Raw genomic sequence first — 14,784 nt, 5'->3', positions numbered from 1 at the left:
AATAGCGCCCGCGATATCGAATTCGTGAGTCGATTAGTGCCTCTGCTGAATTCGGAGCCTTAGCCGCGCGAGGTACGTTCTGCGCGTTTGGTATTGGCGAATCCGTCCGCGATCGATGCGGCCAGCTCGAGGAACGCCTGCCGGGTTCGACTGGCCATCAGGTCCAGCACGATCTCCGACCCCTGGGCCAGATGGTCGTCGAACGGGATGACGTGGACGGCGCGGATCCGGGTCTTGAACTGGGCGGCCAGCCTGTCGAGATCCACCGAAGACTTCCCGGGCCGGGAGGCGCTGATCACGACGGTCGCATTGGGCACCAGATGGCCACGACCGTGGTGTTCCAGCCAGTCCAGCGTCGCCAGAGCACTGCGGGCGGCGTCAATCGCAGGCGAGGCGACCAGCACGATCGCGTCTGCCTCGTCGAGCACGCTTTCCATCGCCGAGTGCACCAGGCCGGTGCCGCAATCGGTGAGGATCAGGTTGTAGAAGCGCTGCAGCAGCCGAATCACCACCCGATAGTCGGCATCGGAGAACGCCTCCGAGGTTGCCGGATCACGTTCAGACGCAAGGATTTCCAGCCGGCTCGAACTCTGCGAGGTATGTCTGCGGATGTCGGAGTAGCGAAAGATGTTGTCGTCCAACAACAGATCCCGCACCGTGGATCGGCTTTGATCAGGCCCCCGCTGGGCTAACGTGCCGAAGTCGGGGTTCGCGTCGACCGCGATGACCCGGTCACCGCGCACCGCCGCGAAGGTCGATCCCAAACCGACGGTGGTCGTGGTCTTGCCGACGCCGCCCTTCATCGACAACACGGCGATGCTGTAATCGCCGCGCACCGGCTGAGTTACCCGCGCCACTAATCGTTGGCGGGTGTTCTCCTCTTCGGATTCGCCGGGATTGATGCCGGTGACGCGATGTACGACCTTGCGCCAACCGCTCTGCGGCAGCGGCCTGGCGCGACGCACCAGGCCGAGGTCGGTGTGCGACGGCATGCGCGGGTCCGGGCCGCCGGGCATTGCGGGTGGGGTGCTCGGCCGGGCGGTGGTGAACGGCGTGGCCACCGGCGGGGATGCGTGCGGTCGCAGCCGCGGATCCGGCCGCGGCGGAGGTGGCGCCGGCCGCACCGGCGGAGGCGGCGGGTGAGGCGGTACAGCGGCGACGGGACGCTCGGGGCGTGGAGCCGGCCGCACCGGCGGTTGCGGTGTCAGTGGCGGTGTCTGCGGCGGTGGCGGCGGGGATGGCACGACGGCCGTGACCTCAGCGATCGGCATGGCGTCGGCAACCGAAGCGGCAGGGACCGGCGTGGCTTCTGCGGGCGGCGATGGGGGCGGCGGCACCTCCATGACCCGGGTGACGTCCGACATCGGGCTCCGCGCCACCGGCTCGGCAGCCGCCTCGTCGACAACCGCTTCGTCGACAACCGCTTCGTCGACGGCCACCGTCACGTCATCGGCGACAGCACCCGATTCCAGACCCTCTTCCGCAAGCTCGGCCTGGATGCGTGCCACCGGAATCGGAATGGTGTCGGCTTCGGTGCTCGGCTTGAACACCGATCCGGTTTTGGGAGCGTCGGACTGGCTCACTATCGAGTTCTCGAAGTCAGCGGCCGGGTGGACATACCGAGCACGTTTTCCAAAGCGGCGCGCATGTCGCCGATTTCGATGCGCATCAACTCCGTTTCGTCGAGATCGTCGACGCTGATGTCCTGGCGCTCGCTCAGCCGATACTCCCGCTCCTCTTCGGCCGCCTCGATCACGTTGCGGACGAACCGTCCGTTGCCGACCAGGTCGATATCGCGGCGCAACTGGCCGGAGTCGTCGATCGACTCGCCGTCGTACAGGAGCCGGCACGCAGCCACCAGTTCGTCGTATGCCCCTTCGGACAACTCGGAGTCCCGCGTCTTAGCGATCAGTCGGCCGATGTCGCCCAACTCCGTCGGGGTATACGAAGCAAACCGGATCCGTTTGGAGAACCGCGAAGCCAAGCCTTCGTTGGCCGCCAAAAACCGGTCGATCTCGGCGTCGTACCCGGCGATGATCACCACCAGACGCTCGCGGTCGTTCTCCATGCGGGCCAGCAGGGTGTCTACCGCCTCACGGCCGAACGCGTCGCCACCGGCCAGGCCGCTCTGGATCAGGGTGTAGGCCTCGTCGATGAACAACACCCCGTCCATCGCCGAATCGATCAGAGCCGAGGTCTTGATCGCCGTGCTGCCCAGGTGTTCTCCGACGAAATCACTGCGCTTGGCCTCGATCACGGCCGGCGTCTTCAACAGGCCCAGACCGCAATAAACCTGGGCGACGACCCGGGCAATGGTGGTCTTGCCGGTCCCGGGCGGGCCGGTGAAGGCCAGGTGCAGGCTGCGCGCGGCGGCGCTCAGCCCCTTGCCTTCGCGGACCTTGGCCAACTTGGCCGCTGACCTCAACTTGGCCACCTGAAGTTTGACGTCGTTCAGTCCGATCTGACGGTCCAGCTCGGTCTGTGCCGCACGCAGGTACTCGTTGCTGCGTTCGGTCATGCCTTCGGCCTCGATGTCCCGCGCGCTGCGCGCCGTGCTGGGATCCCACTTGTCGGTACGGGAATCGATGTCTTCTTTGCTGCTGATGATGAGGCGATATTTCGGATCGTGCAGCGCCGCCGCATTGGCTTCGAATCCGGGCTCTTCGCTGTAGATCCGCTCGAAGATCACCCTGGCCTCGGACTCTTTGCCCATCTCCCGCAGCGTCAGGCCCTTGCAGAATTCCGCTGCCCGGCTGGCGGCCGGGATCGGCCCGTCGATCGCCTGATCGAGCCGGCGGATTCCCTCGCCGAAGAGGCCCATTTGGGCGCACGCCGAACCCACCATCAGATGCGCGCCGGCGGCAATGTACTCGTCCCGGAACGAGCTCGAATTAGCAAGGGCGGCAAGCACATCCGGCCAACGCTGGGTGGTGAAGTGCAGCACCGCCCGCACGTAGGCACAGATTTCCGCGGACTCGGCGTCGCCGTCGGGCATCGACCGACGCATGGTGTCCAGCTCGTCGAGCACCCGCTCGGCCTCGTCGTAATCCTTGCCCGCGATCATGCTGGCCGCGTACGCCAGCCACACTTCGGTCAGCGTGCTCAACGTGTAATCCAGGTACAGCCCGGTCTGGAATCGGGCGGAAAGCGCGTGCCGCGGCAGCCCGAGCCGACGTTGCTCGCGGTTCAGGTTCTCCTTGCTGGTCCGCCACAGGTTGTAGATCACTTCGCTGCTGACATCGCCTGCGGCAGCACGTCCCAGCCAGGCGTCACTCATCTGCGGGTCGTGCTCGGTGGCGCGTTTGAACGCCAGGGCGGCGTACTGCACGTCGCGGTCGGTCTCCACCCCGTCGATGGGAATGCCCAGAGACAACACGCCGGCGTCGAACACCCGTTGCGCGTCCCTGGTGCCACTCATCTGTTCGGTGTCCTTACTGCTAGTGCCCTCACCGCCGGTGCCAGTCGCGCCGCACACATGAAACGGCCGCCGGCTTGGGCAACGAACTTTTGCAGCCGTACCGCGAAGCGGCACCGACATCCTTTCCCCACGTCTCAGCGGTAGACAGTATTGTACCGAGCTGATGAGTTTCATTCCGTCGCCAAATCCGGGGCCAAATCCGGGCCCAAGGCTCCGACGCATTGGCGACACGTGGAGGTGACGCATGTGACGGGACGACAAAGCCCACCCGTCCGGTCTCGCACCGGGACCATCGCGGTCGTCACCACCGAGCGTGGATTGCCGACAGCACTCAAGATCGACCGCAGCGAACTCCGCCGGCCGCCGCAGGATTTGGCCGGCGAGATCCTTGCGCTTTGCCAGTTGTCGGCACTGCGCGCCCAGTTCGCCTACCGCCGGGATCTGGCGGACCAGGGCTACCCGGCGTCGGTGATCCGCGAGCTCGGCCTGCCCACCGAAGAGGACCTCGCCCGGGCCGAGCAAGAGCTGTTCGGCGAAGACGAGGACGACGAACCACCGGCGACCTGGATGAGGTCGGTATGACCAGCCTGGCGCAGTCGGTGATCGCGCGAGCCATCAAGCAACGCGATCTGCTGCAGTCGATGACCGAGCAGTCCAAAACCATCACCGCGCGCGTCACCAGTCGTAATCGCGCCGTCAGCGCCGAAGTCGACGGGCTGGGCCAACTCACCGGTTTGTGGCTGGGGCCGCCCGCGAGCCGGCTCGATCCCGACGTCCTGGCTGCGCTGATCGTCGAGACGGCGCAAGCCGCGGCCCGGGTGGCCGCCGAGCGGTACAGCTTTCTGCTGAAGGAGTTCACCGAGCGCATGGACGAACTGCAGAAGGCTCCGCTGGTCCGCTCGGATGGCACCATCGTCGAGCCGGAGTAACGGTCGCAAGCACGCCAGACACAACCGCGGGCTGAATCGCGGGCGCGACGAGACTCTGATTAAATTCGTGCAGTTTATTGCTGGGGGGCGCACTTACGGTTGAACCACCAGCGCAAGCTGCAGGGTCAGTGGAAACCTGGGGGAAAGAAGCAAACCATGCCATTTGCAATGCAACCCGAGTTCATGGAGGGGCTCACCGGGGCCCAAACCGGCGCGCATGCGCTGATCACCGGTTCGTACAGCGCGCTCACCAGCGCCCAGCTGGCCGAGTGGTCGCTGGTCTACGGTCCGCTCGCGGTGACGAACATGATTCCGGCACTGTACGAAACGAGCGCTAACAATTTCACCGGTGCGATGGAAACGGCGGTGAACCACCTCGGCCTGGGCATTGCGACCGGCCTGGTGCAGGGCACCCACGAGGCAGTCGACACGATCACCGAAGTCTAGGACTTCACGCGATGGCTTCCCTGGAATCCGCTCCGGACGCAGGGCTACCCGGTCATGCCGAGCCTCCGGACTTCGATCATCTGCCGGTCGTCAACCAGTTGGAAAACGACCTGCAAGCCTGGCTGAATCGGCCAGTGCAGGACATCTTGAACCAATTCAACCTCGGGCAGCTGCCCCCCGGGCCGGACTTTTCCGCTTTGCCGGGCGAAGGCATACCGGCAAACCTCACCGGAGCGCCGGGCGCCGGCGGCATGGGCAGCGGGTTCAGCGGCGGCCTACTCAAACCGATCACCGACATGCTCGGCACCCTGGGACCCGGCGTCTTCCAGGGCCTGAACCCGACCCAGATGTTCAGCGGCGTATCGCAGGCATTCCAGAGTGCGGCCGGCGGCCTGCAGCAGGCGTTGAGCCAGATGGCCGGCGGCATGGGTGGCCAGGGCTGGGCCGGTGCCGGTGCCGGCGCCGCCGCCGCGAAGACGGGAGAAACGCTGGCCAACGGCGCCGCCGTCGCGGGCCAGGGCACCGCGCTGGCCGGCCACTACACCGCGGCTGCCGCCAACGTCGAGCAGGCTCACGCGCGACTGATCGAGATTCTCACGCAGTGCCAACACGAGCTCGAGGCCCTTTCTGCCGGGCTGCCCTGGACCGCAGCCAACATGGTCGAATCGGCATCCCGGGCTACCGCTCGGGCCACCGCATGCGTCACCGAACTCGAAAGCACACTGACCAGCGAAGCAGCGGCGACCGGGGCGACCGGCGCCCCACTCGCGATCGCCCAGGGACCGCAAATGGCCATGGGGATGGTCGGCCCGATGCTGTCGGTGGGGATGAGCATGATCGGGCCCGCGCTGTCCATGGGGGCGATGCCGCTGACCATGGGCGTCCAGGCAGGTACCCAAGCGCTGCAGGCGGGCCTACAGGCCGGCACGGGCCTGATCTCGAGCGTGGGCCAGGCGTCAGGCACCGGCGCCACCGCACCGGCTGCCGGTCTCGCTCATCCGGCCCGGATGGTGGGTGCCACCCATCCCGGCGGCGGTGGACATGGCGGCGGCGGTGGCGGGCCGGTCGCCACCACGCCGGCGCGGACGACCCCTTCCTCGCCGATGGTGCAGAACGAGAACAATGCCGCGAATCCGGGACGCTCCGTGGTCGCCCGGCCGGCAGCCGGCGGTGCCGGGATGAGCGGCGCGGGGATGATGGCCCCCGGTGCCGGCTACGGCGCCCACGGCGGAAAAGCCGGCGCGAGCGGCAGCCATACGTCCGCGTCATTCCTGCACACGACGGATCAGGGCGGCGAGATCGTCGGCGACCTCGGAAACGCCAGCCCACCGGTTATCGGCGAAACCGCCACCGATCCCGACGACAGCCCCGACGTCAAACTTCAGATCTAGGAGTAGTGAGATGACCGACAACAACCGCCTGTCAATCCGTCCCGACGAGGTCACCGAGGTAACCAGGCAGCTCGACGAACTCGCGAATCGCATGCAGCGTGTGGTGCAGACCGAAACGCCCACGCTTACGGCCATCGCCTCGGGCCGCGACGAGGTGTCCCAACGCGTCGCCCACACCCTCAACGAGGTCCTTGGCTCGTTCACCAAGGCATCCGATCAGGGCGCCAACGAGATGCACGAGGTGTCGGCAACGCTGCGCTCGCACGCCGGACGCATCGTCGACGCGGACCTCGCCACCTGACTACCCGAAACACGCTGTCGCTCAAGGCATCTGACGAACAAGGCAGGGAAAGGGGGCTAAGGAATGGGATTCACCAACGTCGTGTGGGAATCGCGCAGCACCGAGCAGCTCGCGCGCGACCTGACCGAAGGCCCCGGACCATCCTCGGTCGGTGAAGCCGGCGCCGCGTGGATTCGCGTGGCGAATGAGTTCGCCAAGATCTCGGCCGACTACGACAGAATCATCGAAGGCATCAGAACGTCCTGGGAGAGCAACACTTCAGAAGCCGTCGTCCGCAAACTCGAAGCATTCGGAAAATGGATACAGGCGGCTGCTCTGAGCGCCGCAGCAAATGGGCGTCGGGCCGAGGAGGCCGCCGTCGCCAACACCGTCGCCATCCTGTCGATGCCCAGCGTCGCCGAAGCGGTGGAAGCCAAAGCGGCACAAGACATGATGGCGTCGCTGTCGGCCTACAACGGCGCGATTTTGCAGGGCAGGTTCGCCGAGTTCGACGAGGCCGCGACCGCGCAGCAGGCCGATGCCGCCGCGGTGATGAGCCGCTACGAGGATGCCGTCGCCGAACTGGCCCAACCCTGGGATCAGCCGCTGCCGCCGCAGATCGTCAATGGCGCCGCGCTCAAAGCCGAGAAGGACGGTAAGTCCGGCGGTGGTTCACACGGCGGTGGCGGCGGCGGTGGTGGGGGCGCGCCGCGGCAGCTGTCGCCGATGATGGCCACCCCGGTCAAAGGCAGCGCAGACGCAAAACCGTTGAAGAAGACCAGCTTCGCCAGCAATGGGTCGGGCAACGGTGGGATGGGCCGCGGCGGGGCGGGCTACGCGCCGATGGCCGGGCACCGGCGCGATGAAGGCGGCCGCTCATACGAGTCGTTCCGGGAGACGGAGCCGCTGGAAGGCGGCGGCGAACCGGGCGCGAGCCTGTCCGACGGCGACCACTCCTGGCTGCCGGCGGCCCAACAAAGCGATGCGCCGTTCACCGTCGAACATGTCAGCTGGGGGCCCAACACCGCGATCTTCGATCAGCTCGCCGCCCCCGAGCCCCAGCCCGTGGAGGCCTTTGCCGAAGAGCCGGAGCGCACGCTGCAGCAGGTGTCCGATCGCTGGGTCTCCCCCGCGGTGATCGGCGCCGACAAGGAGTTGACGCTATGACCACCGCAGTCATTCCCGGTTTCACCTTGTCCGACGATGAGCTGCAGGTGATCGGATCCCGGATCGGTATCCAGGGATTCCCCACCGTCCTGGGAGTGCGTCCCAGGTACCAGACCGTCGACGCGCTCGAGGCGGCATTCGACGCGGCCACCCGCAATCTCGTATCCCGCGGCCTGATCAGCGACGGCGCGATCGAGCCGGACTTAGTGCCGATATTGCGCGCACTACGCCGGCCGGAGCGGGAGCTGGCGATGCGTCTGGTCACGCCGGACGGCATCGCGCGGATATGCGTCGTGCGCTGCGGCGGTTACGGCGTGGTGGCGCGACGGGTCCGCGACGAGATCGTGCTGCGGGCAGCCGACGGCCCTGCCGACCTGGCCTGGGGCACCCAGGCGTTGCTCGCCGAGTTGCCGCGGGCCGAGGCCGCGCAGGTGTCGCCGGTAGGCGCGCCGGCCGAAACGGTGAGCCGCAACCTGATCGGCACCCACGACGGCGCGCAATTGGCCGATCGCGTGCGAGCCCTGGGTGCCGAGCCGCGAGCGGCGATGATGCTGGGTTCGGCTCTGTCGTCGCGGATGGCGTTCGCCGAAATCGTCTACTACGCCCTGTGCAGCGACCAGGACCGCATCTCGCGACGGCCGGCGGCGGTCGGGGTTTTCTACACCAAACGAGGCCGGATCGTCGGGGCGCCCAGCGCCTCACCGAGCGGACAACTGTGGACCACGCTGAAGCCGGGCACCGATCACGCGATCGGGCAGGCCGTCAGTCAACTCGTCGAATTGTCGCCGGACGGGTGGGAGGCGACATTGGCTTAGCACGGTATCGAGGGAGAAACAGACCACCGTGTCCAGCTCTTTGGGACACACGACAAAGGAGAAACCATGGCAGGGCAATTTGAACTCACTGAAGATGCCGATCCTCATGTCAAGAACATCAACGATCATCTGCAGGCCACGGATCGGCTGCTGGCCAAAATGGAAGACGAAGTCGACCAAATGGTGCAGCTGAACTGGCACGGGCAGCAAGCTCAGTCATTCCACGCCCGGATGGCCGAGCACCTCGACCACATGCGTCAGATCCAGGCGCAAACCGATCGCCTCGCGCAAAGCTCCATGCAATTCATTCAGGCCCACCGCAACGTCGACGGCGGCTAGAAAGTAGGTACAAACTCATGACATACGGCATTAAGTACAACTTCGAAGCCAACTACAGCACGCTGGACGCCATCCGCAGCATCACTGCGGATGCCGAACAAATGCGGACCGAGATCGACGGTCTGTTCAACGCGCTGACTTCGGGCCCCTACACCGGGCATGCACCTGAGGAGATCAACGGGCTTCGCGTCAGGTTCTCGCAGGAGATGGACGGGATCATCCAGGATCTGCACGCCACGCAGGTGCGGGCGGTCGACCAGAACCAGTTGGTCCAGGACCTCGACAACAGCCAGGCAGCCAACATCCTGGGTTGATGTCGTTCGACGAGGCCCGGACTTGCCATCGGCGGTGAGTCCGGGCCTCTGGTTTCGGTGGCCCGCGCTCAGTGGGTCGGCGCGATGACCGAAACGGTGTTATTGCTGTTGGCGGTGTAGGCCGTGTGTGTCGCAGGGTCGACGACCACCGCCCACAAGCGGGCGCCCACGTTGATGGTGGCCGTGACGGCGTGGCTCGTGGTGTCGATGACCGACACGGTGCCGTCGGTGCTGTTGGTGGTGTACGCGGTGTGGGTCGCGGGGTCGACGGCTATTCCCCACGGGTTGGTGCCGACCTTGATGGTGGCGGTCACCGTGCGGTTGCTGGTGTCGATCACCGACACGGTGTTGTCGCCGTAGTTGGCGGTGTAAGCGGCGTGAGCGGTGGGGTCCACCGCGACCCCCAACGGTCCGTTTCCGACGGTGATCGTGGTGTTGGTGACCGTGTGGTTGGCGGTGTCGATCACCGAAACGGTGCCGTCGCTGTTGTTGGTGACGTATGCGGTGTGGCTGACGGGGTCGACGGCCACCCACTCCGGGTGTTTGCCGACTTGGATCGTCGCGGTGACGGTGCGGCTGGCGGTGTCAATGACCGACACCGTGTTATCCCAGTTGTTGGCCGCATACGCCGTGTGGGAGGCGGGGTCCACCGCGATCCCCCACGGGTTGGTGCCGACTTTGATGGTGGCGCTCAGGGTGTGGTTGGTGGTGTCGACCACCGACACCGTGTCGTCCCGGTTGTCGGCGGTGTACACGGTGTGCGTGACAGGGTCAACGGCCACCCCGAGCGGACCTCTGTTCACTCCGATGGTGGCGGTGACGCTGCGGCTGACGGTGTCGATGACCGACACGGTGTTGTCGCCATAGTTGGCGGTGTAGGCGGTGTGGGTCGCGGGGTCGACGGCCACACCCTCGGGGTGCTTGCCGACCGGAATGGTGGCGGTGACGAGGGCCAGTACGGTGCTGTGCGGCGGGTTGACCGGCTTGCGGTGCCAATGGCCAACCCAGTAGGGGATCGCCGCGGCGGCCGCCAGCACGATGACGCCGATCCCCACAAGCAATGCCCTCCTGCGGGGGCGGGTGGTCGGTTCGACGGCATCCGTGCCCCCGCGACGCGCGGTAGCCGCCTCGGCGGGAGACGACGCACCCGAGCTGTTCAGTACCCGATTCGCCGCCGCGGCGAGTTCGCCGGCACTCGCATAACGGTCTTCGGGGTCTTTGGCCATGCCTTTGGCGACGACCTCGTCGAACTCGGCCGGGATGCTTGGGCGTTCTTGGCTGGGGCGGGGCACAGGAGCTACCAGGTGTGCTGCGATCAGGGCAGCCACATCGCCGGTCGGATAGGGAGACGTACCGGTAAGGCACTCGTAGAGCACACAAGCCAAGGCGTAGACGTCGGCGCGGTGATCGACTTCGCCACCCGCGAGCCGCTCGGGGGCCATGTAGGCGAAGGTGCCGATGGTGTTGCCGGCGGTGGTCAGTTTGGCGTCGCTGGCAGCGTTGGCCAGCCCGAAGTCGACCAGGCAGGCGAAGTCGCCCGGAGCCAGCAGGACGTTGGCGGGTTTGACGTCGCGGTGGATGATCTGTTCGGCGTGCGCCGCATCCAGCGCCGAGGCGATCTGAGTAACGATCGAAACCGCCCGCGCCGGATCCAGTGCCCCGCTTTCGTCCAGGACGGCTCGCAGGTCAGAACCCGGGATCAAGCGCATGTCGATGTAGAGCTGGCCGTTGATTTCGCCGTAGTCGTGGATCGGCACAACGTGGGGCTCGTTGAGCCGGCCTGCGGTGCTGGCTTCCCGAAACAGCCGCGCACGAAAAACCGGGTTGCCCGAATACGACGGCGGCAACAGCTTCAGCGCAACGGTCCGGCTCTTCTTGGTGTCGACGGCCGCATACACTTCGCCGAACCCGCCGCGGCCCAGCAGTTGGGTGAGCACGTAGTGGCCGAAACGCGATGCGCTGGACCACTCGGCTGTGGTGTGGCCGGGTGGCGGTTCGTCTACCAACGGCACCCCCTAGCGGTCACGATCGCCTCGGCGTCAGCCCGGCTTGCGGGCCTCTATCAGTACCCGCGAGGTGTGGGTGACGAATTTTCCCTCGGCTTCGATCTGGTGGTGCAGTTTTAGCAGCTTATCCCGGTAGTTTTCGACCGCGAACCCCGGAACGATCCAGTCCAGCTTGCGCAGGAAATAGACGACCGCGCCGATGTCGAAGAATTCCAGCTGGATCCGCTCGTGTCGGAGGTCGACCACCTCCAGGCCGGCTGCGGCGACTTCGACGCTGACGGTGTCGGGGTTGAGCTGGCCACGAATCCGGCGTTCCGGTTGCGGCCCCAAGAAGTGCTCGATCAGTGTGCGCAGGTAGATCACCCCGACATGCTGAGCAAAGTACGTGCCGCCGGGTTTGAGCACCCGGGCGATCTCGCCCCACCACACCGCCGAGGGATGCCGACTGCACACCAGCTCGAACGCGGCATCGGCGAACGGTAGCGGCGGCTGATCGCCTGTGGTGGCGACCACGACGACGCCGAGCGGGTGCAGCAGTTGGGTGGCCAGGGCGATGTTGGGTGGCCACGGCTCGGTCGCCGCCATCGTCGGGGGAAAGGTCGGACCGGCCCCGGCCAACACCTCACCCCCGCCGGTGTAAATGTCCAGCGCCGAGCTGACCTGTGGCAGGCGGGCACGCAGCAGTCGCTGGTATCCCCAGGAGGGGCGTTGTTCGGTGGCTCTGCCGTCCAGCCAAGAAAAGTCCCAGCCGGCTACCGATACCGAGGCGGCCTCGGCGACCAGCTCTTCGAAGGTGCGCTCCACGTCGCACATCGTCGCACGCCGACGGCGGTCGCTGAGGGCGTCGGGAACGTCGTGCGAGTGTGAATCCTGCGACGCGACACGCCGCTGCCGCGTCGTGAGATTCACTTTCGGCCGGTCGGCTTTGCCGGTGTTACGTCTGCTCTCGCGGGCCGCGCAGCCGTCCAAAGTTTTCGGCCACCGCACCGGCCAGTTCCAGATAGGCCTGTCTGGTCGACGGCCTGAGCCGGGCGAAGTCGACGTCGGCGCCTTCGGCGAGGTGAGGGTCGAACGGGATCAGATGAATGGAGCGGCAACGGGGCTGGAAATGCTCGTACACCTTGTCCAGTTTGAGCGCTGCCGAACCCGGGCGAGACGCGCTGAGTACCACGTGAGCTTCCCGAACCAAGCCCGAATGTCCGTGCTGCATAAGCCAATCCAACGTTGCCGACGCGCTGCGCGCGGCGTCGATGGCCGGCGAGCTCACCAGCACGATGGTGTGGGCCAAGTCCAGGATCGCCGACATCGCCGAGTGCATGATCCCGGTGCCGCAATCCGTGAGGATGACGTTGTAGAAGTACCGCAAGATCTCCACCGTGCGCCGGTAGTCTTCGGCGCCGAACACCTCTGCGACAGCGGGATCCTGTTCGCTGGCAAGCACTTCCAGCCGGCTAGCCGCCATCAGGGTGTGGTTGCGAACGTCCGCGTAGCGGTGGATGTTCGGGTCCGACAACAGGTCGCGCACGGTCGATGTGGTCGAGGTGTCGCCGACGCGCTCGGCCAAGGTGCCGCGGTCCGGGTTGGCGTCGACGGCGATCACCCGGTCGTGGCGCACCATCGCCAGCGCCGAACCCAAACCGAATGTGGTGGTGGTTTTTCCGACGCCACCTTTGATCGACAGCACGGCGATGCGGAAGTCGCCGGCGATCGGCTGGCGGATTTCGGCGAGCAGATGTTCCTGCGTGCGTTCCTTGCGCGATGCGCCCGGGTTGACATGACCGCCAGTCACGTGATGCACCAACCGGCGCCAACCCGACGGCGGCGCAAAGCGATACGGGTTGGTGATCTCAGCCTCGTCTATTGACGGCGGCGCCCGGAAAGCTTGATACGGCGGCGGACCGTGGACCGGCGGCCGCGGCGGTCCCGGGCGCGCCTTCGGCTGGGCATGCTGACCGGGCGGGGGCCCGGGCCACCACGGTGGTGGTGGAAACGGACCCGGAAGCGGTGGTGGTGGTGGAAATGGAGGTGGGGCACCTGGCCCTGGCCCCGGACGGAATCTCGCCGGCGGCGCCGGCGGCCGCGAGGGATGCGGCGTGCGATGTGGCGTGGCTGCCGCCGGCGGTTCTGGTGCTGGTGCGGGCGGCTGCTCGGGTGTCATCCCTGCGTCGTCGTCGGGAATCCGCTCGAACTCTGCGGGGATGATCGGACTCGCCATCTGCCAAGGGGGCAACGCCGGACGGCGTGCAGCGGGCGACTTCGACGGTTGCTCAGCGGGCGGCGCAGTCTCCGGCCCGTCCTGTTCGGCGACCGGGTCCGCCGACGGTTCATCCGGCGAGTCGATTTCGGGCATGTCTGTCAGTGGTGCCTCGACCTCGCCGGCCGCGTCTTCCGCCAGCCACGGCGTTTCGCCGATATCGTTTTGCGATGAATCCACCTGCGCCTCAGCATCACTCGGCACCTGCGCGGCCGCCGATTCCGGGGCCGTCGGGTCGGATTCGTCGGCGGGCGTGCAGTCCGGCGCCGTCTCATGCGGCGCAGCGGAAGCCTCTGCGCGCCTGGCCGCAATCTGCTCCAGCAGGGCTGCGGCGCGCAACTCGATCTCATCGGGTTCTTCCGGTGCGGCTGCAGCGGATGCGGGCTCGTCGGTCGCCGGTAATTCGGAGAACGCGTCAGGCTCTTCCGAGGTATCGGGAACCGGCTCTGGCTGGACCGGTTCGGGGATTACCGAAAAGTCGAATTCCAGTTCATGCGGCGCCGGAACATCCACGGGTGGCTCGAGTTCGGTCGAGAGCTCCACACGTTCGGGTTCGGCAGTCGTCGCAAACTCACCGAATTCCTCAGTTACGTCCTCAGGCTGTGCCGCCACCTCCGGCGCGGAGGAAAAAGCTTGCGGCTCTGGCTCTTTCAGAGCTTCAGCGGCCCAATCTGCTACGGGCTCCGACCACGGCTCGGCATGCGACGTCGCATCGGAAGCTTCGGGGGTGACGTCTTCGCCGGGCTCAGTCGGTGCGCCCTGGCTCGCCTCTCGATCGGCCCGCTCTGGTGGTTGGTCGTCTTCTACGGGCGGCGCCGCCGCCGCTGGCTCCGTGGCGACGGGCTGTTCATCACGCGGCGGAGCAAGGGGGGCCTCCGGAACATCGTCGACGTCAAGCCCATGCGCAGGGCGGCGCGGCGGCTCAGAGGTGCGCGGTGGTTCGTCGGCCATCCCGGGGACGCACGGTCGCGGTGTCGCGGGCCGATCCAACGGCTGCGGGCGCCGGGACGGGTCATACCGCACCGCAACCCGCCTGGGTTGCGACTCTCTCGTGCTGACCGGGGCGGAATCCGGGATGGCCTCGGCGGCTACCGGGTGCTGCTGTCGGGATTCGAGCCGAGGCTTGGACTCCGGCGACCCCTCCGGCTTCACCGACCCGTGGCCATTGACCTCCGCCTTGGCCTCGTCGGCGCGATGCTTGCCGGCGTCGCCTTTGTCCTGCCGTTTCCCCCGGCCCAAGTAGACGCGTCGTCGCTTGTTCTCGTCGGGCAACCAGGGCGGACGCGCCAGCGACCCGCGCTCGTCCTCGGCGGGCGTGTGCTTGGCCAACGTCCCCCCTTTCAGTCAGTTCAGGATTTGCGCACCGTCTCTAATCGTACGTAGCGCAAAATGCTTAATTTTCAAGTTGGCGCTGCCAGCCAGCT

The 14,784-nt window shown here is 66.7% G+C and carries 14 protein-coding genes; 9 read left to right on the top strand and 5 right to left on the bottom strand.

Translation table 11 applies throughout. The annotated features are described in order from the left end of the window. Nucleotides 1-59 precede the first annotated feature (59 nt). Entirely contained in the window at nucleotides 60-1,445 is a 1,386-nt protein-coding gene (locus AC5Y2L_RS06280; RefSeq protein ID WP_499933174.1) for a MinD/ParA family ATP-binding protein, read from the bottom strand. Between the two features lie 137 nt (nucleotides 1,446-1,582). Further along, nucleotides 1,583-3,418, bottom strand: a complete 1,836-nt coding sequence (gene eccA / locus AC5Y2L_RS06275; protein WP_499932467.1) for a type VII secretion AAA-ATPase EccA — start codon at nucleotides 3,416-3,418, stop codon at nucleotides 1,583-1,585. 246 nt (nucleotides 3,419-3,664) lie between these two features. On the opposite strand from eccA, the gene AC5Y2L_RS06270 reads away from it, so the two are divergent. From AC5Y2L_RS06270 to AC5Y2L_RS06230, 9 genes are all read left to right on the top strand, one after another. After that, nucleotides 3,665-4,000 (top strand): hypothetical protein, encoded by a 336-nt coding sequence (locus tag AC5Y2L_RS06270; protein ID WP_499932468.1) that lies wholly within the window; start codon nucleotides 3,665-3,667, stop codon nucleotides 3,998-4,000. Beyond that, nucleotides 3,997-4,347, top strand: a complete 351-nt coding sequence (locus AC5Y2L_RS06265) for a YbaB/EbfC family nucleoid-associated protein (protein WP_499932470.1) — start codon at nucleotides 3,997-3,999, stop codon at nucleotides 4,345-4,347. Before AC5Y2L_RS06270 ends, AC5Y2L_RS06265 begins: the two co-directional genes overlap by 4 nt. 156 nt (nucleotides 4,348-4,503) lie before the next feature. Next, nucleotides 4,504-4,794, top strand: a complete 291-nt coding sequence (locus AC5Y2L_RS06260) for a hypothetical protein (RefSeq protein WP_499932472.1) — start codon at nucleotides 4,504-4,506, stop codon at nucleotides 4,792-4,794. An 11-nt stretch (nucleotides 4,795-4,805) separates the two neighbouring features. Continuing rightward, a complete protein-coding gene (locus AC5Y2L_RS06255; protein WP_499932474.1) occupies nucleotides 4,806-6,185 on the top strand; it encodes a hypothetical protein in 1,380 nt (459 codons plus the stop codon). A gap of 10 nt (nucleotides 6,186-6,195) precedes the next feature. Further along, nucleotides 6,196-6,486 carry a PE family protein gene (locus tag AC5Y2L_RS06250; protein WP_499932476.1) on the top strand — a complete coding sequence of 97 codons (291 nt, stop codon included), beginning with the start codon at nucleotides 6,196-6,198 and terminating at the stop codon, nucleotides 6,484-6,486. A 63-nt stretch (nucleotides 6,487-6,549) separates the two neighbouring features. Beyond that, complete coding sequence (locus AC5Y2L_RS06245; RefSeq protein ID WP_499932478.1) at nucleotides 6,550-7,632, top strand: PPE domain-containing protein; 1,083 nt, start codon at nucleotides 6,550-6,552, stop codon at nucleotides 7,630-7,632. Then, nucleotides 7,629-8,447 (top strand): ESX secretion-associated protein EspG, encoded by an 819-nt coding sequence (locus tag AC5Y2L_RS06240; protein WP_499932480.1) that lies wholly within the window; start codon nucleotides 7,629-7,631, stop codon nucleotides 8,445-8,447. Before AC5Y2L_RS06245 ends, AC5Y2L_RS06240 begins: the two co-directional genes overlap by 4 nt. Nucleotides 8,448-8,513: 66 nt before the next feature. Beyond that, on the top strand, nucleotides 8,514-8,786 hold the full coding sequence (locus AC5Y2L_RS06235) for a hypothetical protein (protein WP_499932482.1): 273 nt from the start codon (nucleotides 8,514-8,516) through the stop codon (nucleotides 8,784-8,786). 17 nt (nucleotides 8,787-8,803) lie between these two features. Continuing rightward, nucleotides 8,804-9,100 carry a hypothetical protein gene (locus tag AC5Y2L_RS06230; RefSeq protein WP_499932484.1) on the top strand — a complete coding sequence of 99 codons (297 nt, stop codon included), beginning with the start codon at nucleotides 8,804-8,806 and terminating at the stop codon, nucleotides 9,098-9,100. Nucleotides 9,101-9,168: 68 nt separating this feature from the next. Here AC5Y2L_RS06230 and AC5Y2L_RS06225 read toward each other — a convergent pair whose 3' ends face one another. From AC5Y2L_RS06225 to AC5Y2L_RS06215, 3 genes are all read right to left on the bottom strand, one after another. After that, complete coding sequence (locus AC5Y2L_RS06225) at nucleotides 9,169-11,106, bottom strand: protein kinase domain-containing protein (protein ID WP_499943683.1); 1,938 nt, start codon at nucleotides 11,104-11,106, stop codon at nucleotides 9,169-9,171. Between the two features lie 33 nt (nucleotides 11,107-11,139). Beyond that, nucleotides 11,140-11,910, bottom strand: coding sequence for a methyltransferase domain-containing protein (locus tag AC5Y2L_RS06220; protein WP_499932488.1), 771 nt, complete (start codon nucleotides 11,908-11,910; stop codon nucleotides 11,140-11,142). 130 nt (nucleotides 11,911-12,040) lie between these two features. Next, nucleotides 12,041-14,689, bottom strand: coding sequence for a MinD/ParA family ATP-binding protein (locus tag AC5Y2L_RS06215; protein WP_499932490.1), 2,649 nt, complete (start codon nucleotides 14,687-14,689; stop codon nucleotides 12,041-12,043). Nucleotides 14,690-14,784: the final 95 nt, after the last annotated feature.

It is taken from the genome of Mycobacterium sp. NGS66 (assembly GCF_059812225.1).
This window is presented reverse-complemented; position numbering and strand designations above follow the sequence as displayed.

Excerpts from the sequence above, each read along its gene's own strand:
- eccA (WP_499932467.1), bottom strand. The coding sequence starts at position 3,418 with ATGAGTGGCACCAGGGACGCGCAACGGGTGTTCGACGCCGGCGTGTTG.
- AC5Y2L_RS06265 (WP_499932470.1), top strand. The coding sequence starts at position 3,997 with ATGACCAGCCTGGCGCAGTCGGTGATCGCGCGAGCCATCAAGCAACGC.
- AC5Y2L_RS06260 (WP_499932472.1), top strand. The coding sequence starts at position 4,504 with ATGCCATTTGCAATGCAACCCGAGTTCATGGAGGGGCTCACCGGGGCC.
- AC5Y2L_RS06255 (WP_499932474.1), top strand. The coding sequence starts at position 4,806 with ATGGCTTCCCTGGAATCCGCTCCGGACGCAGGGCTACCCGGTCATGCC.
- AC5Y2L_RS06250 (WP_499932476.1), top strand. The coding sequence starts at position 6,196 with ATGACCGACAACAACCGCCTGTCAATCCGTCCCGACGAGGTCACCGAG.
- AC5Y2L_RS06245 (WP_499932478.1), top strand. The coding sequence starts at position 6,550 with ATGGGATTCACCAACGTCGTGTGGGAATCGCGCAGCACCGAGCAGCTC.
- AC5Y2L_RS06240 (WP_499932480.1), top strand. The coding sequence starts at position 7,629 with ATGACCACCGCAGTCATTCCCGGTTTCACCTTGTCCGACGATGAGCTG.
- AC5Y2L_RS06235 (WP_499932482.1), top strand. The coding sequence starts at position 8,514 with ATGGCAGGGCAATTTGAACTCACTGAAGATGCCGATCCTCATGTCAAG.
- AC5Y2L_RS06230 (WP_499932484.1), top strand. The coding sequence starts at position 8,804 with ATGACATACGGCATTAAGTACAACTTCGAAGCCAACTACAGCACGCTG.